Source organism: Burkholderia sp. MSMB1459WGS, from assembly GCF_001534535.1.
Classification (GTDB): Bacteria; Pseudomonadota; Gammaproteobacteria; order Burkholderiales; family Burkholderiaceae; genus Burkholderia.
The window spans coordinates 47,728-72,126 of record NZ_LPMU01000050.1; the positions used below are offsets into that span (position 1 = coordinate 47,728).

Below are 24,399 nucleotides of genomic sequence, written 5' to 3' on the forward strand. Positions count from 1 at the left end.
AACGTACCCCGCGTGTCCGGAGACGAACGCGCCCTTGCCGGCAAAGCCGCGTGCCGCTGCGTGCCGCGCGCGACAGGCCCGCTCAGCGCTCGCGCGAGCCGAGGCCGAGCGCCTTCATCCGCCGGTACAGCGTCCGTTCGCTCAATCCGAGCTGCTCGGCGAGCGCCTTGCGCGTGCCGCCGAACGCGCGCGCGATACGGACCAGCTCCGCATCCGACACGCCACGCGCGTCCACCGCCTGCGCGTGCGGCGCCGCCGCTGCCGCGACGAGCTCGGCCGGCAGATGTTCGACGCGAATCGTCCCGTCGTCGGCGAACAGGCACGCGCGTTCGAGCACGTTGCGCAGCTCGCGGATGTTGCCGGGCCACGCATACGCGTCGAGGCACGCCCGCGCACGCTCGGTCAGCACGAATGGTCGGGCCGCGAATGGTCGCGCATTCGGGTCGCCCCCGTTGCCGCGCGCGTTCGCGATCCGCCGCAGGATCGATTCGGCCAGCAGCGCGATGTCGCCGCGCCGTTCGCGCAGCGCCGGCAGCGGAATCGGAAACGCGTTGATCCGGTAGTAGAGATCCTGCCGGAATCGGCCGTCTTCGATCATCTCGCGCAGCGGCTTGTGCGTGGCCGCGACGAGCCGGAAATCGGCGCGCAGCGCCTCGACGCCGCCGACGCGCCGGAACGTGCCCGATTCGATCAGCCGCAGCAGCTTCACCTGCATCGGCAGCGGCACGTCGCCGATCTCGTCGAGAAACAGCGTGCCGCCCTGCGCGGTTTCGACGAGGCCCGGCTTGCGCTGGTTCGCGCCCGTGAACGCGCCCTTCTCGTAGCCGAACAGTTCGCTCTCGAACAGCGTCTCGGCGATCCCCGAGCAATCGACGACGACGAACGGCCCCATCGCGCGATCGCTCGCCTCGTGCAGCGCGCGGGCGAACAGCTCCTTGCCGGTGCCCGATTCGCCGAGCAGCAGCACCGGCAGCGTCGACGGCGCGACGCGCTGCAGCGCGCCGAGCGCCGCGTTGAACGCGTCGGCGCCGCCGACGAGCCCTTCCGCGCTCGGCTGCGCGGACGCGCTGCGCACCGTCGTCAGCCGCTCGACGTACGCGATCACGTTGCCGTCCGCGTCGAAGATCGGCCGCAGCTCGACGTCGACATGCTCGGGGCCGCGCGGCGTGTGGTGGATGTGCAGCACGCGGTTCAGCCCGCGCGATTCGAGCGCCTGCTTCATCGGGCAATGCTCGCCGGCCTGGTCGCACGGCACGTCGTAGTGATGCGACACCTGGAAACAGTGCCGACCCACATGCTCGACGCCGGCCACGCCGAACTGGCGCCGGTACGCATCGTTCGCCGCGAGGATGCGGTAGGCGGGATCGACCACGATCGTTGGCTGCGGGTCCTGCTCGAGATACGCGACGAGCGCGCGGACATCCGGCATCGCGTCGCGGCGCTGGGCAGGAACGATCGGAATGGTGTCGTGCGGATTCATGCGGAGGCTCGCTCGGCGAAGAGGCGCCCGGACGGACTGCCAGGCTGACTGCCAATTCTGCCACGACACTGCCAGTAGTGGCAGTCCCAGTCCGCCACCGCATGTCGCCGCCGCCCGCGCGAGACCGCCGGCGCACCGAAAACCCGAGCCGAATCAAGTCCCTGTCGCATCGGCCGGTGCCGCGCCGCACGCTGGCACGCTTCTTGAAGTGAAGATCGCGATTGCAGATGCTGAACCCGATCGAGGACACCCCGTGAGCAACGCCCCCGCCCTGTCGGTCGAAGGCTTTTTCGACCCGGCGACCCACACCGTCAGCTATCTCCTGCTCGATACGGCGAGCCGCGCGTGCGCACTGATCGACAGCGTGCTCGACTACGACCCGAAATCCGGCCGCACCCGCACCGCCAGCGCCGACCGGCTGATCGCGCGCGTCGCCGAGCTCGGCGCGACCGTGCACTGGCTGCTGGAAACGCATGTGCACGCCGACCACCTGTCGGCCGCACCGTACCTGAAAACGCAGGTCGGCGGCCAGATCGCGATCGGCTCGCACGTGCGCCGCGTGCAGCACGTGTTCGGCACGCTGTTCAACGCGGGCCCCGGCTTCGCGGAAGACGGCCGTCAGTTCGACCGGCTCGTCGACGACGGCGACACGCTCGCGCTCGGCGTATTGACGATCCGCGCGCTGCACACGCCGGGCCACACGCCCGCGTGCATGACCTACTGCGTGGACGACGCGACGCAGCGCGCGGCGTTCGTCGGCGACACGCTGTTCATGCCCGACTACGGCACGGCCCGCTGCGACTTCCCGGGCGGCGACGCGCGCACGCTGTACCGCTCGATCGCGCGTGTACTCGCGCTGCCGCCCGACACGCGCCTGTACCTGTGCCACGACTACCAGCCGGGCGGCCGCGACGTGCAGTTCGTGACGACCGTCGCCGAGCAGCGCCGCGCGAACGTGCACGTGAAGGACGGCGTGACCGAGGACAATTTCGTCGCGATGCGCACCGCGCGCGACGCGACGCTCGACATGCCCGTGCTGATGCTGCCGTCCGTGCAGGTCAATATGCGCGCCGGCCATCTGCCCGAGCCCGAAAACAACGGCGTGCGCTACCTGAAGATCCCGCTCGACGCGATCTGAGCCGCGCGCCCCGCCCCCTCCGGAGAACCCCGACATGACCATTCGCAAGCTGACCGACGCGCAGTCGGTCGCGCCGCAGATCGCGGCGGCCGACGTGCCCGCGCTTCACGCGGCGGGCATCAGCAAGCCGGCGCCGGCCGTGGATGCGCGGCACGACATCGTGATCGTCGGCGCCGGTGCGGCCGGCATCGCGGTCGCGTCGAGCCTGCTCGCGCGCGCCGCGTCGCTCGACATCGCGGCGATCGATCCCGCCGACGTTCACTATTACCAGCCCGGCTGGACGATGGTCGGCGCAGGCGTGTTCCAGCCCGGCACCACCGCGCGGCCGATGACCGACGTGCTGCCGCGCGGCGTGCAGCGAATCCGGGCCGCGGTCGTGGGCTTCGAGCCCGATGCGCACGCGGTCGTGCTCGACGGCGGCCGACGCATCGGTTATCGCAGGCTCGTCGTGTGCCCGGGGCTCAAGCTCGACTGGCACGCCATCGACGGCCTCGCCGACACGCTCGGCCGCAACGGCGTCACGTCGAACTACCGCTACGATCTCGCGCCGTACACGTGGGAGCTCGTGCGCGCGTTCCGCGGCGGCAATGCGCTGTTCACGCAGCCACCGATGCCGATCAAGTGTGCGGGCGCACCGCAAAAGGCGATGTACCTGTCGTGCGACCACTGGCGACGCACCGGGCGCCTCGACGCCGCGAACGTCGAATTCCTGAATGCGGGCGGCGCGCTGTTCGGCGTCGCCGATTACGTGCCCGCGCTGATGGAATACGTGAAAAGCTACGACATCGCGCTGTCGTTCGGTCACGACCTCGTCGCGATCGACGGGCCCGCGCGCCGGGCGACGTTCTCGCGCGCGCTGCCGGACGGCGGCAAGGAAACCGTCGAGCGTTCGTTCGACATGATCCACGTCGTGCCGCCGCAGAAGGCGCCAGACTTCGTGCGCGCGAGCCTGCTCGCCGACGCGGCCGGCTGGATCGACGTCGATCCGGCGACGCTGCGGCACAAACGGTTTCCGGACATCTACGCGCTCGGCGACGTCACCAACACGACCAACGCGAAAACGGCCGCGGCCGCCCGCAAGCAGGCGCCCGTCGTCGCGCACAACCTGCTCGCATCGCTCGGCCTCGCACGGGGCGACGCCGCATACGACGGCTACGGCTCGTGCCCGCTCACCGTCGAGCGCGGCAAGATCGTGCTCGCCGAATTCCTGTACGGCGGCAAGGTCGCCCCGACCTTCCCCGCATGGCTGATCGACGGCAAGCGGCCGTCGCGGCTCGCGTGGCTGCTCAAGGAACGCGTGCTGCCGCCGCTCTACTGGAAGGCGATGCTCAAGGGCCGCGAATGGCTCGCGAAGCCCGCGATCGCACGTTGACCGGAGCGCGATGACGTCATGCTGATTTCCCTCGTACTGGGCGGCTTCGTCGGCGCCGTGCTCGGCCTGACCGGCGCCGGCGGCGGCATTCTCGCGGTGCCCGCGCTCGTCGTCGGGATGAGCTGGCCGATGCAGCAGGCCACCCCCGTCGCACTCGTCGCGGTCGCGGGCAGTGCCGCACTCGGCACGCTCGAAGGCTTCCGCCGCGGGCTCGTGCGCTATCGCGCGGCGCTGCTGATGGCCGTGGCCGGCGTGCCGCTGACCACGCTCGGCGTCCGGCTCGCTCACGTGCTGCCACAGCGCCTGCTGCTCACGCTGTTCGCGCTGACCATGCTCGTCGTCGCCGGCCGCCTGCTGCGACAGGCGCTGCGGCGGCAGGCGACCGATGCCGACGCGTCGCCGCTGTGCGTCGGCCGCGTGAATCCCGATACGGGCCGGCTCGTGTGGTCGTGGCCCGTGGGCATCGCGCTGGCGTCGACCGGCGCGGTCACGGGCTTGATGACCGGGTTGCTCGGCGTCGGCGGCGGCTTCGTGATCGTGCCGATGCTGCGCAAGTTCACGAACGTGTCGATGCATGGGGTGGTCGCGACGTCGCTGATGGTGATCGCGCTGGTCGGCACCGGCGGCGTGCTCGCGACGCTCGCATCGGGCACGCGCGCGCCGCTCGACGTGACGCTGTGGTTCACCGTCGCGACCGCGCTCGGCATGGCCGCCGGCCGCGGCGCGTCGCGCCGCCTCGCCGCGCGGCACGTGCAGGCCGGCTTCGCGGCCGTGCTCGTGTGCGTCGCGCTGGGGTTGCTGGCCAAGGCGGCCTTCGGCGCGTGAACGCCGACGACGGGCCGGCGATCGTCACGCGCCGCCAAACGAAACGCCCGGCCCGACGCGTCGTCGGCACCGGGCGTTTTTCACGGCGGCAGCCGCCGGCCCGTCAGGCCGCGAACCCCGCCATCCGCTTGCGTTCCTGACGCAGCATCACGAAGTTCGCGATCACGACGCCGGCCGTCACCGCGATGATGAACAGCGTCGCGAGCGCGTTCATCTCCGGGTTCAGGCCGAGGCGTACGCGCGAGAACACGACGAGCGGCAGCGTCGTCGAGCCGGGGCCCGACAGGAACGCCGACAGCACGAGGTCGTCGATCGACAGCGTGAACGACAGCAGCCAGCCCGCGATCAGCGCCTGCGAGATCAGCGGCAGCGTGATCGTGAAGAACACCTTCAGCGGCGTCGCGCCGAGATCGAGCGCGGCTTCTTCCAGCGACGGATTCAGCTCGCGCACGCGCGACTGCACGATGATCGCGACGTACGAAATGCACAGCATCACGTGGCCGAGCCAGATCGTGAACACGCCGCGCTCGGCCGGCCAGCCGATCCACTTCGCGAGCTCGATGAACAGCAGCAGCAGCGAGATCCCCTGGATCACCTCGGGAATCACGAGCGGCGCGTTGATCATCCCGCTGAACAGCGCGAAGCCGCGAAAACGCCCCATCCGCGCGAGCACGAAGCCGGCCCACGTGCCGATGAACACCGACGCGAACGCGGTCAGCACGCCGATCTTCAGCGACAGCCATGCGGCCGCCAGCAGCTCGTCGTCCTCGACGAGTGCCGCATACCAGCGGAACGAGAAGCCCGACCACACGGTGACGAGCTTCGACTCGTTGAACGAATAGACGATCAGGCTGATGATCGGGATGTACAGGAACGCGAAGCCGACGAACAGCGCCGCGAACTGCAGATAGCGATTCGGTTTCATCGACGGCCTCCCTGTTCCTTCGCCTGGAAGTGCTGGAACATCGCCATCGGCACGAGCAGCAGCAACACCATCGCGCAGGTCACGGCCGACGCCATCGGCCAGTCCGCGTTGTTGAAGAACTCGTTCCACATCACGCGGCCGATCATCAGCGTATTCGCGCCGCCGAGCAGCTCCGGAATCACGTACTCGCCGACCGCCGGGATGAACACCAGCAGGCAGCCCGCGATGATCCCGTTCTTCGACAGCGGCAGCGTGATCTGCACGAACGCTTTCCACGGCTTCGCGCCGAGGTCGTACGCGGCTTCGAGCAGGCGCAGGTCCATCTTCACGAGGTGCGCGTAGAGCGGCATCACGAGGAACGGCAGGTACGAATACACCATCCCGATGTACACCGCGTAGTTCGTGCGGTACAGCTCGATCGGCGTATGGGTGAGCCCGATCCACATCAGGAAGTTGTTCAGGAGCCCGTTGTTCTTCAGGATCCCGATCCATGCGTACACGCGGATCAGGAACGACGTCCAGAACGGCAGCATCACGCCCATCATCAGCAGGTTGCGGGTAGCCGGGTTCGAGCGCGCGATGTAGTACGCCATCGGATAGCCGAGCAGCAGGCACAGCAGCGTCGTGATCGCGGCGACCCACACCGAATTCACGTAGGTCGCGAAATACAGGCTGTCCGTGAGCAGGAACGCGTAGTGCGACAGGTTCAGCGCGATGTGCACGACGCCGTCCGCGTACGACGCGAGCTCCGTATACGGCGGGATGCCGAGCTGCAGTTCCGCGAAGCTGATCTTCACGACCAGCACGAACGGCACGAGGAAGAACAGCACGAGCCACGTGAACGGCCCGGCGACGACCGCCGTGGCGCCCGTCAGGTTGAAGCGCCGCACCGGCCACTCGAGCAGGGACTTGAACGCGTTCATGACGTCAGCACCACGCCGGCGGTCGCGCTCCAGCGCACGTAGATCTCGTCGCCGAGCGCCGGCGTGTCGAGTTCGGAAATCGCGAGGCTCGACACGTTCGCGATCACCGTCTTGCCCGCGTCGAGCTTCACGTGATACAGCGAATAGCCGCCCATGTACGCGACGTTGCCGATCCGGCCGCGCGCCCAGTTGAACGCGCCTTCGGGCGGCTTGCGCGTGAGCGCGATCCGCTCGGGACGCACCGACACCGTGACCGGCATGCCGAGCGGGCCCGAGATCCCGTGACTCACGTACAGCCGGCTCGGCAGTTCCGGCGATTCGATGTACACGTGATCGGGTTCGTCCTCGACCGTCACGCCGTCGAACAGGTTCGTCGAGCCGATGAATTCGGCCGAGAAGCGGCTGTTCGGATATTCGTACACTTCGTTCGGCGAGCCGATCTGCACGATCTGGCCTTCGCTCATCACGGCGATGCGGTTCGCCATCGTCATCGCCTCTTCCTGGTCGTGCGTGACCATGATGCAGGTGACGCCGACCTTGTTCAGGATGTTGACGAGCTCGATCTGCGTGCGCTGGCGGATCTGCTTGTCGAGCGCCGACATCGGCTCGTCGAGCAGCAGCAGTTTCGGACGCTTGACGAGCGAACGCGCGAGCGCGACGCGCTGCTGCTGGCCGCCGGACAACTGGTGCGGCTTGCGCTTCGCATACTTGCCCATCTGCACGAGCTCGAGCGCGGAAGCGACGCGCGCCTTCAGCTCGGCCTTCGGCGTGCCTTCCTGCTTCAGCCCGAACGCGACGTTCGACTCGACCGACATGTGCGGGAACAGCGCATACGACTGGAACATCATGTTCACGGGCCGCTTGTACGGCGGCATCTGCGCGAGGTCCTCGCCGTCGATCAGGATCTTGCCCGACGTGACCGTCTCGAGGCCCGCGAGCATCCGCAGCAACGTCGACTTGCCGCAGCCCGAGCTGCCGAGCAGCGCGAACAGCTCGCCCTGGCGCACGGTCAGGTTGACGCTGCGCACGGCTTCGGTGTCGCCGAATTTCTTGACGACGTCGACGATCTGGACAAAGTTCTCGGCGCGCGCATCGGCGCCGGAGGAAGGAACGGAGAACGGCGCGCCCGCGACCGGCGCGCCCGACTGGCTATTCATGATGTGCTGCTTCTCTCCTGCGTTAGACGAACAAAGCCCCCGGGGGCACCAGGGGCTTCATGACTGCGGGTTCACTTCGGCTCGCGTCAGCGGCCCGACTTCAGCTCGGTCCACAGACGCGTCTGCAGACGCTGGATTTCAGGCGGCAGCGGCTTGAGCAGGAACAACGTCTTCACGACGTCGGCCGGCGGGTAGACCGCCGGGTCGTTCGCGACGTCGGGGCGCACGTACTTGCGTGCCTCCGCGTTGGCGCTCGGGTAGTACACCGCGTTGGTGATCGCCGCGTGCACCTTCGGATCCTCGATGTAGTTGATCCACTGCAGCGCGGCTTCCTTGTTCTTCGCATCCTTCGGGATCGCCATCACGTCGAACCACACCGGCGCACCGCCCTTCGGAATGTAGTACTCGATCTTGTACGGCTTCTTCGCCTCGATCGCGCGATGCTTCGCGATCACGACGTCGCCCGACCAGCCGAACGCGAAGCAGATGTCGCCGCCGACCAGGTCGTTGATGTAGCCCGACGAGTTGAATTGCGTGATGTACGGACGGATCTTCTTCAGCACGTCCATCGCGGCCTTGTAGTCGGCCGGGTTCGTGCTCATCGGATCCTTGCCGATGTAGTGCAGCGCCGCCGCGAACATCTGGTCGGGCGCGTCGAGCACCGACACGCCGCAGGTCTTCAGTTTCGAGAGGTTTTCCGGCTTGAACAGGATGTCCCAGTTGTCGAGCGGCACCTTGCCGAGCGCCTGCTGCGCCTTCGTCAGGTTGTACGCGAGACCGGTCGTGCCGTATGCCCAGGGCACCGAGTACTTGTTGCCCGGATCCGCGCCGGCGACGAGCGCCATCAGTTGCGGATCGAGGTACTTGAGGTTCGGCAGCTTCGACTTGTCGAGCGGCGCGAAGATGCCGGCGGCGATCTGCTTGCCCGCGTAGTTGCTGGTCGGCACGACGATGTCGTAGCCCGAGCTGCCCGTCAGCAGCTTCGCCTGCAGCGTGTCGTCGCTGTCGTAGTTGTCGTAGCGGACCTTGACGCCCGCCTGCTTCTCGAAGTTCGGGATCGTGTCCTTCGCAATGTAGTCCGACCAGTTATAGATATTGAGCTGCGTATCCTTCGCCGCTGCCGCCGATGCACCCACGCACAGCGCGAGCGCCGCGAACCGGCCCACTACCTTTGCTTTCATCCCGTTCTCCCTTCGGCCGGACGCGTTGCCCGGCTGCCGTCTGCCTCGTCATGGCGGCGCATTCTGGCGCGCCGCCCCTCGAAAACCCCGAAAACTACCATCATTCGCGCCCCGTCACAAAAAAATCATGCCGGTGTCGCGCAAACGGAACAGATTCCCGCTGCCGGCCGATCGGACTGCCCGTGCGGCGGGGCGTTCCGGGGGAATTCTATCGGGTAATCGGCGGCTGTCCACCGGGAAAGACGCACGGCGACGAACCTGCGCTCGCATGGCGGGTACGCCCGCCGGCGAACACGGCCGGCGCCCGGCCGGCCCGTCCCGCCGCCGCGCCGGGGCGACCCGCCAGCGTCGGCGGCCGGCCGGGCCGCCGCGATGCATTAAAATGGCGGCTGACGACTCAACTGCGCGCCCCCTCCCGATGGCATCCAATCTTCACGACCTCCCCGACAGCCCCTGCATCGGCGTGTGCTCGACGCTCTTCGACGAAGTCTGCAAGGGCTGCGGCCGCACGGCCGCCGAAGTCTCGAACTGGGTGTTCCTGAGCGACGACGAAAAGCGCGCGGTATGGGAGCGCATCGCGCGCGAAGGCACCGCGATGCGCTTCCAGTACGACAAGCTGTAAATCCGTCGCGCAAAAAAAGAGCGGCATGCCGACCGCCATGCCGCCAACCCCAACTCTGTTCTTTCCGTCGCGTCTAGAACTTCATCCCGACGCCCACGCCGACGATCAGCGGATCGATGTGCAGCGTGCCGATGCCCTTGTCGCCGAGCGTCGCATCGGTGCTCATCCAGATCTTCTTCACGTCGACGTTCATGAACACCTTCTTCGTCAGCTGCACGTCCACGCCGAACTGCAGCGCGGGGCCGAAGCTGCTTTTGTTGATCGATACGCCCTCTCCGCCGACGTTGAGCCCGTTGTTGTAGAAGTACGTGTAGTTCAACCCGGCGCCGACGTACGGCCGCACCTTGCCCGCATGGTTGAAGTGATACTGCAGCAGCAGCGTCGGCGGCAGCACGCCCACGCCGCCGAGATTGCCGAGGCTCGACGTCAGTTGATGCCGCGACGTGCCGAGGATCAGCTCGACGCCGAGGTAGTCGCGGATCATGTACGTGAAGTCGAGCTCGGGCACGATTGCGTTGTTCACGCCCGTGTTGATTGCGCCGAGCGTATCGCTCGCGCGCTCGTTCGGCTGGATGCTGATCGCGCGCAGCCGGACCAGTACGTCGCCCTGGTTGATGCCGTCGCCCGGCGACGCCGCGTGCGACAGCGACGGCATCGCGACGATGCCTGCCAAGATGGCGGCTGCGGTGACACAAGTTCGAATCGTTTTATGCATGGTACGGACCCCCAAAGAATGGTTACCATTCTCCCAATAGGGTCTTTTCGCCATCTTGATATTGGTCAAGCCAGCGTAAACGTGGGACGGTTTGCCGCAGGCTCGGTCGCACTGCCCGTCAGCAGCAGCTCGAGCAGATCGCGCACGCTGCGGATCGCACGGCCGAACGGCAACGCTTCGCGGCCGCGGAAGAACAGTCCGTTCGCGACGTCGCCGCGCAGTGCGGCCGCGAGCCGCGTATCGATGCAGAAGTGGCCGAATTTCTCGATGCCGTCGCGCAGTCCGCATACGCTCAGGCATTCGAGCGCGGTCGGACAGCGCTGCTTCAGCGCGCCGAGCTTGTCGCGAATGCGCGTCTCGTTGCGCAGGTAACGATCGAGCCACGGCGTCTTCACCGCGCGTGCCGGCAGCCCCGTCACGCTGACGAATTCGACGATGTCGTCGGGCGTCGCATCGGCGAGCACGCGCTTGAATTGCGGATGCGCATCGCCCTCTTCCGTCACCGCGAACGGCGTCCCGACCTGCACGCCGTTCGCGCCGGCCGCGAACGCCGCGCGCACCGTGTCGTGACTGTTGATCCCGCCGGCCACGATCAGCGGGATCGTGTCGCGGGCGAGACCGAGCGACGCCATCACCTGTGCGGTTTCGTCGAGCACGCGCGCGAAATCGAAACGGCCGTCATGCATGTCGTCGATCTGCGTGACGCCGAGGTGCCCGCCCGCGTGCGCCGGATGCTCGATCACGATCGCATCGGGCAGGCGCCTCTTCTTCATCCATTTCTTCAGCACCAGCGCGATCCCGCGGCTGTCCGACAGGATCGGAATCAGCGCGATGTCGCACCCTTGCGTGAGGTCGGGCAGATCGAGCGGCAAGCCCGCGCCCATCACGATCGCGTCCGCGCCCTCGTCGCACGCGACCCGCACGTAGTCCGCATGCGCGCTCACCGCCTTCATCACGTTGACCGCGATCATCCCGCGCCCTTCGCCGTAGGTCTTCGCGAGACGGATCTCGCGCGCGAGCGCGTCGAGGTTCGCCGCTTCGAGCGTCGCGCGATCGGGCTGCGCGCGGCAACGCGCGAGCAGATCCGCATGATGGTGCCGCAGGTCGATGCTCGCGATCGTGCCGACCGCGCCTTCGCGCGCGACGCTGCCCGCCAGCCGGTGCGCGGAGATGCCGACGCCCATGCCGCCTTGCACGACGGGCAGCAAGGTGCGGCCGCGAATCGTCAGCGGCGGAAAGGAAGTGCGTACGGTCATCTGAAACCTCGTCGGAACATCGGAATCGCGATGATCGACGATCCACCGCCGCGCACCTTGACGGCCGTCAATAAAAAACGGCACGCGAACGTGCCGTTTCCGGTTCGGGCCGCGAGCGGCGCTCAGGCCGGCTTCGCCGGCTTCAGTTGCATCGACTTGTATTCGAGATACTCTTCGAGCCCGTACACGCCGTTCTCGCGGCCGTGCCCCGACTGCTTGAAGCCGCCGAACGGCGCGGCGCCGTTCCACGTACCGCCGTTGATGTCCACCTGCCCCGTGCGGATGCGGCGCGCGACGCGCATCGCGCGTTCGTCGCTGCCGGCCCACACCGCGCCGCCGAGCCCGTACGGCGAATCGTTCGCGATCCGCACGGCCTCGTCTTCATCGCGATACGTGATGATCGACAGCACCGGCCCGAAGATCTCTTCCTGCGCGATCGTCGATTTCGGATCGACGCGGCCGAACACGGTCGGCTTCACGAAGAAGCCTTTCGCGAGCCCTTCCGGCAAACCGGTGCCGCCCGTCACGAGTTCCGCGCCTTCGTCGATCCCGCGCTGGATGTACGCCTGCACGCGCTGCTGCTGCGCGGCCGACGCCAGCGCGCCGAGGCGCGTCGTCTCCTGCCGCGGGTCGCCCGCGACGTACGCTTCGGCCACGGCCTTCGCGATCTCGCGCGCTTCGTCGTAGCGGGCTTCCGGCACCAGCATCCGCGTATGCGCCGAGCAGGTCTGGCCGGCGTTCAGGTAGCACGCGTTGACCGTGCCCTTCACCGCCGTCGCGAAATCGGCATCGTCGAGGATCACCGACGCCGACTTGCCGCCCAGCTCCAGCGCGACGCGCTTGACGCCCGCGGCCGCCAGCTCGGCCACGCGCTTGCCCGCGCGCGTCGAGCCGGTGAACGACACCATGTCGACGTCCGGATCGGTCGCCAGCACCTCGCCGACGACCGGGCCGTACCCGCACACGAGGTTGAACACGCCGGCCGGCAGCCCGGCCGCGTGGATCGCTTCGGCGAGCATGAACGCGTTGAGCGGCGCGACTTCGGATGGCTTCAGCACGACCGTGCAGCCGGCCGCGAGTGCCGGCGCGACCTTCAGCGTGATCTGGTTGAGCGGGTAGTTCCACGGCGTGATCGCCGCGACGACGCCGACCGGCTCGCGCACCACCAGCGAATTGCCGACCTGCGCCTCGAATTCGAACGATTCGGCGAGCTTCGCGTACGCCTTCCAGTTGTAGATCGGGCCGCCGACCTGGATCGCGCGCGACAGCTTGATCGGCATGCCGACTTCGCCGGTGATCGACTGCGCGAGTTCCTCGCTGCGCGCCTGCAGATGCTCGACGATCTTGCGCAGGTAACCCGCGCGCGTCGCGGCCGGCGTGGCCGCCCATGCGTCGAAGGCCGCGCGCGCCGCGCGGATCGCGTCCTGCGCGTCGGACGCGACGCCCTCGGGAATCCGGCCGATCACGGCTTCGGTGCCCGAATCGATCACGTCGATCGTGCCGGTGCCGGCCGGTTTGCGCCATGCGCCGTCGATGTAGAACTGGTCGTAGATTTTCATCGTGTTCCGCCTCCAGGGAAGCCGACATTCTAGCGAGCGTTCCGGTGACTGGTGTGACGAATGACAGCCGTTCGAAAGGACCGGGCGCCGTCGCGTCGGAGCGCCGTCACGCCGGTGCTCCGCTGTCCGCTGTCCGCTGTCCGCCGCTCGCCGCGCGTGGCCGGCAACGCATTCGTCGGGTCGCCGCCACGTCGGCATCCGCCAGGGTGCGCGGCCGGGCCTGCATCGTGCTATGTTTTTATTATCGGCATCGGCCCGTTGCGGCCGGCGCCGCCCGGAATCGACGCACTTCGTGAGCGCTGCCATGTCCGACGCATCCCATACCCTCGGCTCGCAAGACCGCCTGGAGCTGCTTTGCTGGCTCACCTGCGGCAACCTCGGCGCGTTTTACCTCAACGAATCATGGCCGGACGCCGCGTTCCAGGTCCAGGCCGCGCACCGCTGGCTCGACCGTCATCACCGCCAGGCCGACTGGCTCGCGGTCGCCCGGCTCGCAGCGCTCGCGCAGGACATCGCGAAGCGGCATGCGGGATTCGTCGACGCGTCGTGGGCGCGCGACGCGGTCGAGGAAATCGTCGATACCGACGATCTCGACTATCGGGCCAAACTCGTGCAATGGGTGTACGAGGACTGCTGCAAGGCGCTCGCGGACAAGCGGCTGGCCGATTGAGCCGCACGAGGGCCGCCCGTGCGACGGGGCGCGGCATCGCCGAGCGCGACGCGCTTTTCGCCGCGACGAACGTCACGGCCGGAATGATCGCCGGGGTTCGGTGCGTGCGCACCGCCCCCGGCGCCGGCACGCGCGATGCGTGCCGATGCGTTTACAGCAGCGACTTGGCCTGCGTCAGCACCTTGTCGCAAACCTGCTTGGTCACCTGCTGCTTCAGGCCGCCGCCGCTCAGGTCGAGCTTGCTGCCGTTGCCTGCGTCGAGGATCCCGCTCGCGCCGCTCGTATAGCCGCTGTCGGACGACGCGTTGCCGCCGAGCTTGCCCATCAGCGCGTCCTTCACCGACGCCGCGCCGCCTGTTGCGCCGCCGAGATAGTTGTTCTGGATGCAGAACTGCAGCAGGCCCGCGACGTTGCCGGTGCTGCCCGGCATCAGCGACGCACCGCCGCCGCCCGTCAGCGCGCCACCGAGTCCGCCGAGGTTGCCCAGCGCCCCGCCCGCGCTGCCGCCCGAATCGCCGCCACCGCCGACCTGCTTCAGGACGTCGCCCAGTTGCGCATGCGCGACCGAAAACGGCGCGAGCAATCCGATCAGCGCGCCGGCAACGGTCGCGCGGTAAAGACGTGCATTCATGTAAAGCCTCCCGGGTTGTGACTGCGTGAGTACCGCGATTCGCATCCAAGGATACTCAATCGACCGCGGCATGACAGCCTCCGGAGCCGCATGAAACGTCAGGCATCGTGATATCGCGGCGATTTGACAATGCTTGACGCGCGATTGCGCGCGGCCTCGCCGGCTCGACAGGCGTGCGACCGCCATTCCGTCTCGCCGGCCCGCGCGAAGCGTCATAGAATCGTCGTCGCCGACCGTTCGGCCGCTGCGACCCGACATCAACCTCGCACATGAAGGACACTCGCGTGGCGCTTGCCCATCGACTTCTGCCGATCGCCGGCGCATCGAGCGCGCTGATGGCCGGCGCCGGTACCGCATCCGCAGCCACGGCGGCCGCGGCCTGCGCGTCGCCTTCGTTCGACCGCTATCCGGCACCGGCCGCCGCCCGCGCGCCGCGCAAACCGGCCGCGTCGCCCCGGTTCACCTGCGACGAAGCGCACCTGTATCGCACCGTCATCCGTGACGAATTCGCGCAACCGGCCAATTTTGCCGGTCACGATCGCATCGCGATCCGGGATTGCGGAACGGATTGCCGAAATGTCGCGATCGTCGACGAGGACACTAGCGCGACGTACACGACGCCCGGCGTGAAGGCCGTCTCGGGCGTGATGGGCAACGACGAGGAGCGCGTCGACTTCCGTGCCGGCAGCAGGCCGTTGATCGTCGCCGGTTGCTTCGACGACGATTGCGGCGACGGCAACGCGAACGCGGCCCGGTTCTTCCATGAATGGACCGGCACCCGGCTGCGTCCGGTCGGCACGTGCCCGCTGGCCATCGACCCGGTTCAGTGAGCGGCCCCGCCAACCCATGACCTCCATTCACCTCAGTTTCGACGACGGCCCCGGCCCGTCTACGCCCGCGTTGCTCGACGTGCTGCGCGATGCATCGTGCGCGGCGACCTTCTTCGTGCTCGGCAAGCATCTGGCGGGCGCGCTCGACGTCGCGACGAGAATCGCGCGCGAAGGCCATCGGCTCGGCAATCACACCCATTCGCATGCGCGGCCGGGAGCGCTCGCGGACGTCGCACTGATCGACGAAATCCACACGACCGATGGGCTGATTCGCGACGTCTACCGCCGCGCCGGCCTCGCCGCGCCGGACGCGATCCCGCTGCGTCTTCCGTACGGATTGCTGCCGCAGGACGAGCGCGCCGCCGTGCTCGCGCGCCTGCAACGCGAACACACCGGCTGGACCGCGATACTGGACGACTGGCAGCGGCCGGCGCCATCGCCGCAGGCGCTGTTCGACGCGATGTGCGCGCACGTCGACGCCTGCGTGGCGCAGCATCGCGACGTGCTGTTCTGCCTGCACGACGGATCGCGGCACGGCGACGCGCGGCCCAACACGGTCGAAGCCGTACGGCTGTTCCTGAACCGGCAGCGCTGACGCGACGGCCGGCTAATCCGCGGGCCGCGCCCCGTCGAGCAACTGACGCCAGCCGCCGAGGAATCCGATGCCCGGCCCCGGCATCCATAGGCCGCGCTGCGCGGCTTCGAGATGGATCAGCGTCTGGTCCGCGCAGAACAGCGCCATCAACGGCTCGCGGTTGTCGCGCAGCCATTCGGGCGCCGCCTCGGCCCGCGTCGCCGCATAAACCTGCAGGCAGGCAGCCCATCGCGCACGGTCGAATACGAAGCAGTCGTCCCGGCCCGCATCGCGCGACAGCGCGAACGACGCAAAGGCCGCCTCGAGCCATTGCGCCCCCTGCCCCACATCGTCGAAATCCAGCACGCCGTTCACCGCATTGCCGACATACAGCAGGTTGCCCGCGTGATAGTCGCCGTGCAGCCAATGCACCCGCCCCGCGAGCCACGACGACGCTGCGTCGAGATGCGCGCCGATCCGCCGGATCACCGTGTCGTAAGCGTCGCGCAGGTCGCTCGGCAGCGACGGCATCGCGCGCGCCGCGACGCGCGCATGACGTGCGGACAACCACGCCAGCGGCGCCGCTTCGCTCGCGGGGATCGCGGCCAGTGCCGTATGCAGATGCGCGAGCGTGCGCATCGCATCGGTCGCCCCAGCGTGCGGGTCGTCCGGCAAGCCGGGACGGCCGTCGATATGCTCGAACAGATGCAGCCAGCTTCCGTCGCACGTCCGCACGCCTGTTTGCGCATCGACGGTCGGCCGTAGTCGAGGCAGCGCGGGTAGCTTCGACGCCATGCGCGCATCGGCGAGACGGCCGAGTATCGACGCCTCGCGCCGTAACTGCCCGACCGGCTTGCCGGCCCACGACACGCGCAGCACCGTGCGCCCCGCAGCGCATTCGACGAGATACGTTTTGTTAGTATGGCCCGACGCCAGCGCCCGCAGGCGCGCCGGCCCGATGTTCCAGTACCGCTGTAGCCACGGTTCCAGCGTTTTCACGTCACTCCTACTCGTTGCATTGACCATGTCAGAGCGTCCTTCGGCCCGCATGCGGGACATCAATGTCGAATGGCTGACGCGCGCCGCCGAATTCGGCCATCTGTTCCAGACCCGCTGGCTCGGCGAGCGCTTCTTCCATCTGCCCGGCGACATGCTCGCGCTGCAGGAACTGATCTGGCGCGAGCGCCCCGACTGCATCGTCCAGACTGGCATCGCCGCGGGCGGCGGCGTGGTGTTCACCGCGTCGATGCTCGAGCTGGCGGGCAACCCGGGCCGCGTCGTCGCGATCGAACCGCGCCTGCGCGACGAGGTCAGGCAGCGCCTGCACGCGCACCGGCTCGCCCACCGCATGGTGCTGATCGAAGGCGAATCGTGCGCGACCGAGACGCTCGCCTCGGTGCGCGCGCAGATCGGCGACGGCGCACGCGTGATGGCGATCCTCGATCTCACGCATACGCATGCGCACGTGCTGCGCGAACTCGAATGCTATGCGCCGTTCGTGACGCCCGGCAGCTACGCGATCGTGATGGACACCATCATGGAATACCTGCCCGAGTCGATGTTCGACGGCAAGCCGTACGGCCGGGGCAACAACCCGGCCACGGCCACACGCGAATTTCTGGCCCGCGACGACCGGTTCGACGTCGATCACGACATCGAGGACCGCGTACTCATGACGCTGTCGCCAGGCGGCTTCCTGAAGCGAGTGCGCTGATCAGGCGGGCGGCCTGCGCGGAGCCGTCGCGCGCGGCATAGCTGTCGCGGATCCGCGCCGCCTGCTCGCGCAACGATCCCGGGCGCAACAGACGCTCGAGCGCGTCGACGATTTCCACGACGCCGGCCTGCTGCAGATCGAGCACGCAGCCCGCGCCGGCCCGCTCGACGAAGTGCGCCGAATGGAACTGGTCGTTGCAGAACGGCGACAGCAGCATCGGCACGCCGCACGCGAGCGACTCCATCACCGAATTCGCGCCGCCGTGGCTGACGAACGCGTGCGTGCGTCGCAGCAGCGCCAGTTGCGGCGCGTAACGTACCGCGATCACGCGTTCGTCGCCGGCCGGCAGCAGATCCGAATCGGCCAGCTCGCCGACCGACAGCACCAGTTGCGCGGACGTCGCGCGCGTCGCCTCGATCACCTTCGCAAACAGCGCCGGATGGTAGTAAAGCTGGCTGCCGAGCGACATATAGACGAGCGGGCGATCCGCATCGACGCGTTCCCACGGGAACGCCGTCTCGTCGCCGCGCGGGCCCGACGGCATCGCGGGGCCGACCAGTTCGACGCCGGGCGGCGGCGCGCCGACCAGCGCGTCGGTCGTGAACGCGAGCGTAAGGTGCGGCGACAGCACGTCGCAACCGCGAAAGCGCGCGTCGAGGCCGTAGCGCGCGAACAGCCGCGTGCGTTCCGGTTCCAGCCATCGCACCGTGCGCAGCAGTTCCGAATCCAGATCGTCCGGCAGCACCGGATTCAGCGAATTGGACATCGAGACCCACGGCAGCCCTTCCTGTTCGGCGGCAATCGCCGCGGCATAGAGCAGCGGATCGATCACGACCACGTCGGGCTGCCATTCGCGCAGCACCGCGCGGATGCCGTCCACCTGCGCGGGCGCGAGGTCGATCAGCAGTGTGCGGATCCAGTGCCGCAGCCAGTCGGCGTCGCGAATGTTCGCGGCAAAACTCGCGCCGCGCGACAGGTCGTGGCGCTCGGGCGTCTCGCGCGGCCCGACGAACGCGAAGTCGCCGGCGCCGTCGAGTTGTTCGCTGATGTCGGCCGGCGCATAGAACGCGACGTCGCAACCGGCGGCGCGCAGATGCTGGGCCGGGCCGATGCAGGGATTGACGTGGCCCTTCTCGGGCACCACGCAGAACAGGATGCGTTTCATGAGCGGCTCAGGTCGGGCGATGCGCAGCATCGGGATGAAGGCGATCGAGATGATCGAGAATCAGTGTCAGCGTCGTCCACAACACGCGCTCGGTATCCGTCTGCAAAGCGGGCACGGCCAAGCCGAGCGTGTCGGCCAACGCGTGCGTGCGGTCGCGATCGAGCAGCGTCGCGAGATCCATTGCCGGCGCGAGCCGTCCGCGCTTGGGGCCGTGCACGAGACGGTCCGGCAGGTTCAGGCGCGCACCGAGATCGCGCAGGCACTGCTTGTTCGGATCAGGCGCGACGCTCGTCAAATGCGCGACGACGGCGGGGTCGACGAACGGCGGATGCAGGTCGACCGACGCGGCGTCGAACAACGCGTGGCACAGCGGCAGATAGTTGGCCGACAGGTCGCGGCGCAATACCTGATCCGCGCCGTCGCCGGTAATCGCCACCTCGACGCCATCCGCCGCCATCGCATCGGCCAGCAGCAGCTTCGCGACCGGATGCAGGTTGAACATCGGCTCCTCGACCGCATGGGTCGTTCTCGGCAGCGCCGCGACGAAATCGGCCTCGTTCGCGCGTACGACCTTCACGTTCGCCTGCATCAGCGCGGCCAGTTCGAGCGCCGCATCGCGTTCGCAGTAATCGGGCATGTCGGTCGCGAGGATGTAGGCCGTCACGCGCCCCAACGCGCCGAGTTCGCGCAGCAATGCGAGCAGCAGCGCCGAATCGAGCCCGCCGCTCAGCGCCAGTGCGACGCGCTTGCCGCTGTCGAGCGCGCGCTGCAGCGACGCGCGCAGCACGGTGTCGAGGTCGGCATGCTGCGGCCGCTCGGGCGCCGGCTGCACCGTCAGCCCTTGCGGCGACCGGATCAGTGCATGACCGGGCGGCACCGCGCGCACGTCGCGCAGCACGGTGCGGCCGACGAGGCGCTCGCCGCTCAGGTAGCCCGCGATGGCGGCCGCATCCGGCGCGCCGGCCGGTTGACCCGACGCCCGCAATACGGCGCGGATGCCGGACGCCGACACGCCGCTGCGCGGATGGTAGTGCAGACGATCGAAACCGAACGGGTCGCGCGTGCCGACGATCATGGATAACGAGCCTTCAAGGTGTTCACTTCAATGCGTTTGAGGATGCGATGCGGCGCCACCGGCGCGCTGCCGCCCTGACAATGCAGGCAGGCTTCGAGCGGCGTCTCGCGTTGCAGATAGGCCAGCATCGCGTCGAGCATGCCCGCATCGTCGCGCAACGGCAGGCCGTCGGCCTGGAAATCCTTCTCGCCCTTGTACAGCGTATGGAAATGCGCGGGACGCGTGCACGTGTAGAACATGCCGTCGCGAATCATATGGCAGCGCTCGCGGATCCAGCAATCGCGATAAAGGCGTCCAGCTTCGTCGCGATCCGTGCCGGGCTGGGCGCGGTTCATCGTCGTGAACACATCCTGCACCTTCCAGTTCAGGCGCACGTCGAAGCGCGCGGCCTGGTGCTCGACGTGCGCGACCAGATCGGCGGAGAGCGCCGGCTTCGGATAGCGCGAGATCGTCAGCGCATCCACCGCTCGCCAGAACGCGTCGGGCATCTCGCCGAGCTTCAGGCCGTTCGTCGTGACCGAGATCACGGGCGCGATGCCGGTGCCGCGCACGCGTTCGACGAGTTCAACGAGCCCCGGATGCAGCAACGGTTCGCCGCCGACCAGCTTGAACATCCGCGGGCGCAGCACCTTCGCGGCCTTGCGCAGATCGGCCTCGATCGATTCGGGGCGTGCATACCATTCGGGCAAAAGCGGCGACAGCGAACAGCATTCCGCGCAGGTCAGGTTGCAGTGATCGACTATATGCGCTTCCAGCGAGCGCGTCTGGACGCGCCCGTCCTCGACGCGGTAATCGCGATCCAGCGGCGGTGGAAACACGTGCTGTCGCTCGCCGGCGTGCGGCGGATTCGGGATCTTGTTCGGATTCGCACTCACATCAGCTTCCTGCTTCCACGCAACGGGAAAAGAAATCGATCAGATGGCCACGCGCGTCCACCATCGCCGACGCCATCGTCACCGCACCGTTCAGGTGCGACGCGAAGCGCGACGGATCGTCGAGCCAGCCTTGCACGATCCACAGCTTGAGCGCGTGCTGTAGGCAAGCGGCATCGACCGCCCATGCGATGTGTGCCAGGTTCGGCGGCCGCACGCGCCGGTAGGCGCGCACGAACGCTTCCGCGAGGTGCGGCGCTTCCAGCGGCAAATGATTCAGGCATCGCACCAGCTCGTATTCGCGAGGCGCGCCGATCGACGCCTCCCAGTCGAGGATCAGCGGCGGCAGCGTGCCGGTGAACAGATAGTTGAACTGGTTGTAGTCGTTGTGGATCGGGTGCTGCGGATCGTCGGCCGGAAACGCATCGATGCTGCCCGGATAGTAGCGATCGAGCATGCGCAGCGCGAGATCGACATAGCGGCGCAGGTTCGCGGCGGCGGTGGCGTTCGCATCCGCTCGATCGAGTGCATCCAGCAGATTGCGGCGCACCGCGTCCGCATCGATCGAGGTCAACCGCGCGCGGATCGTATCGCGCGACGGCAGATGCAGTGATTCGAGGCTCAGGTGCAACGCGGCTAGACTCGCGCCGAGTGCGTCCCATTCGGTCGGCGAGAACGTATCGTAGGTTTTGAATTGCCCGGCTTCCCAGCGCGTCAGCATCGCGTGCGAATGCTGCCCCGACCACAGCAATGCGCCGGACGTCGTGCGCTCGAGCGTCTGCACCTGGAAACGCGCATCGCCATGCGCTTGCAGATGCGCGAGGACAGCGGCTTCCTTGACCGCACGCGCATGGTGTTCGCATGCATAAAGCTTGACTGCCACGCCCGCGCCGCCGTTGGTCGGCAGGTGCCATACCCGTTCGCTGACCTGCGTCGGCTCCCCGCCGCGACCGAGCCCATAGGCATCGCGAATCTCGTCGAAGGTGACGGCGAGCGAATCCATTCAGATGTGCTCGGCCGGCCCGTGCCGATACGGATGACCGGTAAGAAACGTGTTGTGTCCGACGTAGCGCAGCTTGTACATCGCCGGCCGGAACAACACCGACGGATCGTTGTTCTCGATGCCGAGCAGCGGATACAGGTCGTGCCGCACGAAGAACGCGTTGTTGCCCATGTCGTCGCAGCAGACGAGTTCATAGCCCTTCTGCCTGCCGAGACGAACGAGCGATTCGAGGCTCGCGCCGTAATAGGTCGAACCGTCCCATTCGTGGTCGGGATTGAAGCACATGACCCAGCGCTCGGGCGGCGTGTAGTACGGGTTGTATTCGATCACGACGATGCGCGGCCGGAACGATTGCAGGCCGCGCCACACCCAGTAATCGTTGCCGTCGATGTCGATCGACAGCAGATCGAAGTCGGTCGGTACGTTCGCATCGGCGAGCAGTGGGTCAACCGTGTCGGGCTGCACGCGATCGTGATGCAGACGAACGCGCTCCACGCCCGCGTAGTGCGCGGCAAGCTTGCCGAACCGGTATGCGCTGCCTTCCACGAGTACGCCGGACCAATCCTGCTCGCGCAGCAAGCGCGCGGTATTGCTGTTGCGCAGGCCGTCGCTCGCGCCGATATCGACGCAGAAGCGGTTGGTCGGCGCAATCCGCTCCATCAGACGCGACAGGATGCCCTCCTCGGTGCCCTGCGCGTAGAGGCTGGGCGCAAGGCCGGACAGGTCGAGCGGGAGAGGATGGTCCTGCATCGAGAGCGGCTCCGGGGCGAAATGGGGAATGATGGGCGGTGTTGGGTGGGTAATTTACCTGAAGTCGATTGAGCAGAGGAAACGGGAATGCGCGGCGTAGCAGGTTTTGCCGCAGCGGATATGAAAAAGCCCGCATCGACATTGCTGTCGATGCGGGCCTGTCGCGCTTCTGGCGGTTCGCCGGGTGCAGTGACTCCTGACCTGGACCCACGGCCGGACGAAACCTCAGGACACTTACTCCTGCCCCTGACTCGTCAGGAACTCCTCGTAATTCCCGCCGAAGTCGAACAGCGTGCCGTCCGTACGCACTTCGATGATCCGGTTCGCCAGCCCGCTCACGAATTCGCGGTCGTGCGACACGAAAATCAGCGTGCCTTCGAACTGCTCGAGCGCGATCTGCAGCGACTCGATCGATTCCATGTCCATGTGGTTGGTCGGCTCGTCCATCAGCAGCACGTTGTGGCGGCCGAGCATCAGCTTGCCCCAGATCATGCGGCCCTTCTCGCCGCCCGACAGCACCTTCACCGACTTCTTGATGTCGTCCGACGAGAACAGCAGACGGCCCAGCGTGCCGCGCACCATCGTTTCGTCGTCGCCGTCCTTGCGGTACTGGTCGATCCAGTCCATCAGCGTGATGTCGTCCGGAAATTCCTCGTACGTGTCCTGCGGCATGTAGCCGACGTTCGCGTTCTCGGACCACTTCACCGTGCCGTGATCGAGCGGCAGCGCGCCGAGCAGCGAGCGCAGCAGCGTCGTCTTGCCCGCGCCGTTCTCGCCGATGATCGCGATGCGCTCGCCCGGCTGCACCGACAGGTTGAAGTTCTGGAAGATCGTGCGCTCGTACTTCTTCGTGATCTCTTCGGCGACCACCGCGACGTTGTGCAGCTTCTTCTCGAACTCGAAGCGGATGAACGGGTTCTGCCGCGACGACGGCTTGAATTCCTCGATCTTGATCTTGTCGATTTGCTTCGCGCGACTGGTGGCCTGGCGCGCCTTCGACTTGTTCGCCGAGAAGCGGCGCACGAAATCCTGCAGTTCGGCCACGCGCTCCTTCGCACGTGCGTTCGCCGCGGCCTGGCGCTCGCGCGCCTGCGCCGATGCGAGCATGTAGTCGTCGTAGTTGCCCGGCCAGACCTTCAGCGTGCCGTAGTCCATGTCGGCCATGTGCGTGCACACCGAGTTCAGGAAGTGACGATCGTGCGAGATGATGATCATCGTCGAGTTGTACTCGTTGAGCGTGTGCTCGAGCCAACGGATCGAGTTGATGTCGAGGTTGTTGGTCGGTTCGTCGAGCAGCAGCACGTCCGGCTTCGAGAACAGCGCCTGCGCGAGCAGCACGCGCAGCTTCCAGCCCGGCGCGACGTCGGCCATCGTGCCGTTGTGGAACTTCTCCTCGATGCCGATGCCGAGCAGCAGCGCGCCCGCGCGCGCCTCGGCGTCGTAGCCGCCGTATTCGGCGAACTTGCCTTCGAGCTCGGCCGCGTGCATGTAGTCGTCGTCGGTCGCTTCCGGGTTCGCGTAGATCGCGTCGCGCTCGGTCATCGCGGCCCACATCTCGGTGTGGCCCATCATCACGACGTCGAGCACGCGCACGTCTTCGTACGCGAACTGGTCCTGGCGCAGCTTGCCCAGGCGGACGTTCGGCTCCAGCGCGACGTTGCCGGCGCTCGGCTCGAGGTCGCCGCCGAGGATCTTCATGAAGGTCGACTTGCCACAGCCGTTCGCGCCGATCAGACCGTAGCGGTTGCCCTCGCCGAATTTGACCGAGATATTCTCGAACAAGGGCTTCGGCCCGAATTGCATCGTGATGTTGGCAGTAGAAAGCACGGCAGGTCCCGTTAAGAGAGAAATCGACGGAAAACCGTGTATTTTAGCAGGTGTCGGCGAAACTGCCGACCGCACCGCCCCGGCGGCCCTTTCCAGGCCCTCCGCCTCGCCGCCCGGCGGCCCATCCACACGACG

The 24,399-nt window shown here is 67.5% G+C and carries 23 protein-coding genes and 1 pseudogene; 8 read left to right on the top strand and 16 right to left on the bottom strand.

Annotated features, from left to right (window positions below; genetic code table 11):
• Positions 1-82: 82 nt before the first annotated feature.
• Positions 83-1,480: a sigma-54-dependent Fis family transcriptional regulator gene (locus WT97_RS19230; RefSeq protein ID WP_060354130.1), complete on the bottom strand. Its 1,398-nt coding sequence runs from the start codon at positions 1,478-1,480 to the stop codon at positions 83-85.
• Positions 1,481-1,733: 253 nt separating this feature from the next.
• Here WT97_RS19230 and WT97_RS19235 point away from each other — a divergent pair, with 253 nt between their 5' ends.
• From WT97_RS19235 to WT97_RS19245, 3 genes and pseudogenes are all read left to right on the top strand, one after another.
• Positions 1,734-2,618, top strand: coding sequence for an MBL fold metallo-hydrolase (locus WT97_RS19235; RefSeq protein ID WP_060354131.1), 885 nt, complete (start codon positions 1,734-1,736; stop codon positions 2,616-2,618).
• Between the two features lie 139 nt (positions 2,619-2,757).
• A pseudogene (locus WT97_RS19240) lies at positions 2,758-3,990 on the top strand (FAD/NAD(P)-binding oxidoreductase); the annotation flags it as partial.
• A gap of 18 nt (positions 3,991-4,008) precedes the next feature.
• Complete coding sequence (locus WT97_RS19245) at positions 4,009-4,815, top strand: sulfite exporter TauE/SafE family protein (protein ID WP_060354132.1); 807 nt, start codon at positions 4,009-4,011, stop codon at positions 4,813-4,815.
• A 103-nt stretch (positions 4,816-4,918) separates the two neighbouring features.
• On the opposite strand, the gene WT97_RS19250 is transcribed toward WT97_RS19245, so the two are convergent.
• From WT97_RS19250 to WT97_RS19265, 4 genes are all read right to left on the bottom strand, one after another.
• On the bottom strand, positions 4,919-5,740 hold the full coding sequence (locus WT97_RS19250) for an ABC transporter permease subunit (protein ID WP_059498849.1): 822 nt from the start codon (positions 5,738-5,740) through the stop codon (positions 4,919-4,921).
• Positions 5,737-6,663 carry an ABC transporter permease subunit gene (locus WT97_RS19255; RefSeq protein WP_059498848.1) on the bottom strand — a complete coding sequence of 309 codons (927 nt, stop codon included), beginning with the start codon at positions 6,661-6,663 and terminating at the stop codon, positions 5,737-5,739. Before WT97_RS19255 ends, WT97_RS19250 begins: the two co-directional genes overlap by 4 nt.
• Positions 6,660-7,820, bottom strand: a complete 1,161-nt coding sequence (locus tag WT97_RS19260; RefSeq protein WP_059498847.1) for an ABC transporter ATP-binding protein — start codon at positions 7,818-7,820, stop codon at positions 6,660-6,662. Before WT97_RS19260 ends, WT97_RS19255 begins: the two co-directional genes overlap by 4 nt.
• An 86-nt stretch (positions 7,821-7,906) precedes the next feature.
• Positions 7,907-9,001, bottom strand: coding sequence for a polyamine ABC transporter substrate-binding protein (locus WT97_RS19265; RefSeq protein WP_059498846.1), 1,095 nt, complete (start codon positions 8,999-9,001; stop codon positions 7,907-7,909).
• 418 nt (positions 9,002-9,419) lie between these two features.
• Here WT97_RS19265 and WT97_RS19270 point away from each other — a divergent pair, with 418 nt between their 5' ends.
• Entirely contained in the window at positions 9,420-9,623 is a 204-nt protein-coding gene (locus tag WT97_RS19270; protein WP_059498845.1) for a DUF1289 domain-containing protein, read from the top strand.
• A gap of 73 nt (positions 9,624-9,696) precedes the next feature.
• Here WT97_RS19270 and WT97_RS19275 read toward each other — a convergent pair whose 3' ends face one another.
• The 3 genes from WT97_RS19275 to WT97_RS19285 form a co-directional block, all read right to left on the bottom strand.
• Positions 9,697-10,338, bottom strand: a complete 642-nt coding sequence (locus WT97_RS19275) for an OmpW family protein (protein ID WP_060354133.1) — start codon at positions 10,336-10,338, stop codon at positions 9,697-9,699.
• A gap of 65 nt (positions 10,339-10,403) precedes the next feature.
• Entirely contained in the window at positions 10,404-11,594 is a 1,191-nt protein-coding gene (locus tag WT97_RS19280; RefSeq protein WP_060354134.1) for a nitronate monooxygenase family protein, read from the bottom strand.
• Between the two features lie 122 nt (positions 11,595-11,716).
• On the bottom strand, positions 11,717-13,153 hold the full coding sequence (locus tag WT97_RS19285; RefSeq protein WP_060354135.1) for an aldehyde dehydrogenase family protein: 1,437 nt from the start codon (positions 13,151-13,153) through the stop codon (positions 11,717-11,719).
• Between the two features lie 304 nt (positions 13,154-13,457).
• On the opposite strand from WT97_RS19285, the gene WT97_RS19290 reads away from it, so the two are divergent.
• On the top strand, positions 13,458-13,823 hold the full coding sequence (locus tag WT97_RS19290) for a hypothetical protein (RefSeq protein WP_027784520.1): 366 nt from the start codon (positions 13,458-13,460) through the stop codon (positions 13,821-13,823).
• A gap of 151 nt (positions 13,824-13,974) precedes the next feature.
• Here the strand turns inward: WT97_RS19290 and WT97_RS19295 are convergent, their stop codons facing one another.
• The gene (locus WT97_RS19295) at positions 13,975-14,454 is read right to left on the bottom strand and encodes a DUF2501 domain-containing protein (protein WP_060036899.1); all 480 of its coding nucleotides are present in this window, start codon (positions 14,452-14,454) and stop codon (positions 13,975-13,977) included.
• A 284-nt stretch (positions 14,455-14,738) separates the two neighbouring features.
• Here WT97_RS19295 and WT97_RS19300 point away from each other — a divergent pair, with 284 nt between their 5' ends.
• Complete coding sequence (locus WT97_RS19300) at positions 14,739-15,284, top strand: hypothetical protein (protein WP_179949792.1); 546 nt, start codon at positions 14,739-14,741, stop codon at positions 15,282-15,284.
• Positions 15,285-15,300: 16 nt separating this feature from the next.
• The gene (locus WT97_RS19305; RefSeq protein ID WP_060354136.1) at positions 15,301-15,879 is read left to right on the top strand and encodes a polysaccharide deacetylase family protein; all 579 of its coding nucleotides are present in this window, start codon (positions 15,301-15,303) and stop codon (positions 15,877-15,879) included.
• A 12-nt stretch (positions 15,880-15,891) separates the two neighbouring features.
• Here the strand turns inward: WT97_RS19305 and WT97_RS19310 are convergent, their stop codons facing one another.
• The gene (locus WT97_RS19310; RefSeq protein ID WP_060354137.1) at positions 15,892-16,857 is read right to left on the bottom strand and encodes a phosphotransferase enzyme family protein; all 966 of its coding nucleotides are present in this window, start codon (positions 16,855-16,857) and stop codon (positions 15,892-15,894) included.
• A 25-nt stretch (positions 16,858-16,882) separates the two neighbouring features.
• Here WT97_RS19310 and WT97_RS19315 point away from each other — a divergent pair, with 25 nt between their 5' ends.
• Positions 16,883-17,572, top strand: coding sequence for a cephalosporin hydroxylase family protein (locus WT97_RS19315; protein WP_060354138.1), 690 nt, complete (start codon positions 16,883-16,885; stop codon positions 17,570-17,572).
• Here the strand turns inward: WT97_RS19315 and WT97_RS19320 are convergent.
• The 6 genes from WT97_RS19320 to WT97_RS19345 all read right to left on the bottom strand — a co-directional run bounded on the left by WT97_RS19320 (position 17,529) and on the right by WT97_RS19345 (position 24,264).
• Positions 17,529-18,737, bottom strand: coding sequence for a glycosyltransferase (locus WT97_RS19320; protein WP_059795608.1), 1,209 nt, complete (start codon positions 18,735-18,737; stop codon positions 17,529-17,531). The two genes, WT97_RS19315 and WT97_RS19320, sit on opposite strands and share 44 nt — an antisense overlap.
• A 7-nt stretch (positions 18,738-18,744) precedes the next feature.
• Complete coding sequence (locus WT97_RS19325; RefSeq protein WP_060354139.1) at positions 18,745-19,812, bottom strand: asparagine synthase-related protein; 1,068 nt, start codon at positions 19,810-19,812, stop codon at positions 18,745-18,747.
• Positions 19,809-20,687 carry a 4Fe-4S cluster-binding domain-containing protein gene (locus WT97_RS19330; protein WP_060354140.1) on the bottom strand — a complete coding sequence of 293 codons (879 nt, stop codon included), beginning with the start codon at positions 20,685-20,687 and terminating at the stop codon, positions 19,809-19,811. Before WT97_RS19330 ends, WT97_RS19325 begins: the two co-directional genes overlap by 4 nt.
• Position 20,688: 1 nt before the next feature.
• Positions 20,689-21,687, bottom strand: coding sequence for a phosphotransferase enzyme family protein (locus WT97_RS19335; RefSeq protein WP_060354141.1), 999 nt, complete (start codon positions 21,685-21,687; stop codon positions 20,689-20,691).
• The gene (locus WT97_RS19340) at positions 21,688-22,437 is read right to left on the bottom strand and encodes an FkbM family methyltransferase (protein WP_059498833.1); all 750 of its coding nucleotides are present in this window, start codon (positions 22,435-22,437) and stop codon (positions 21,688-21,690) included.
• Positions 22,438-22,671: 234 nt separating this feature from the next.
• Positions 22,672-24,264, bottom strand: a complete 1,593-nt coding sequence (locus WT97_RS19345) for an ABC-F family ATPase (protein WP_059498832.1) — start codon at positions 24,262-24,264, stop codon at positions 22,672-22,674.
• Between the last annotated feature and the right edge of the window lie 135 nt (positions 24,265-24,399).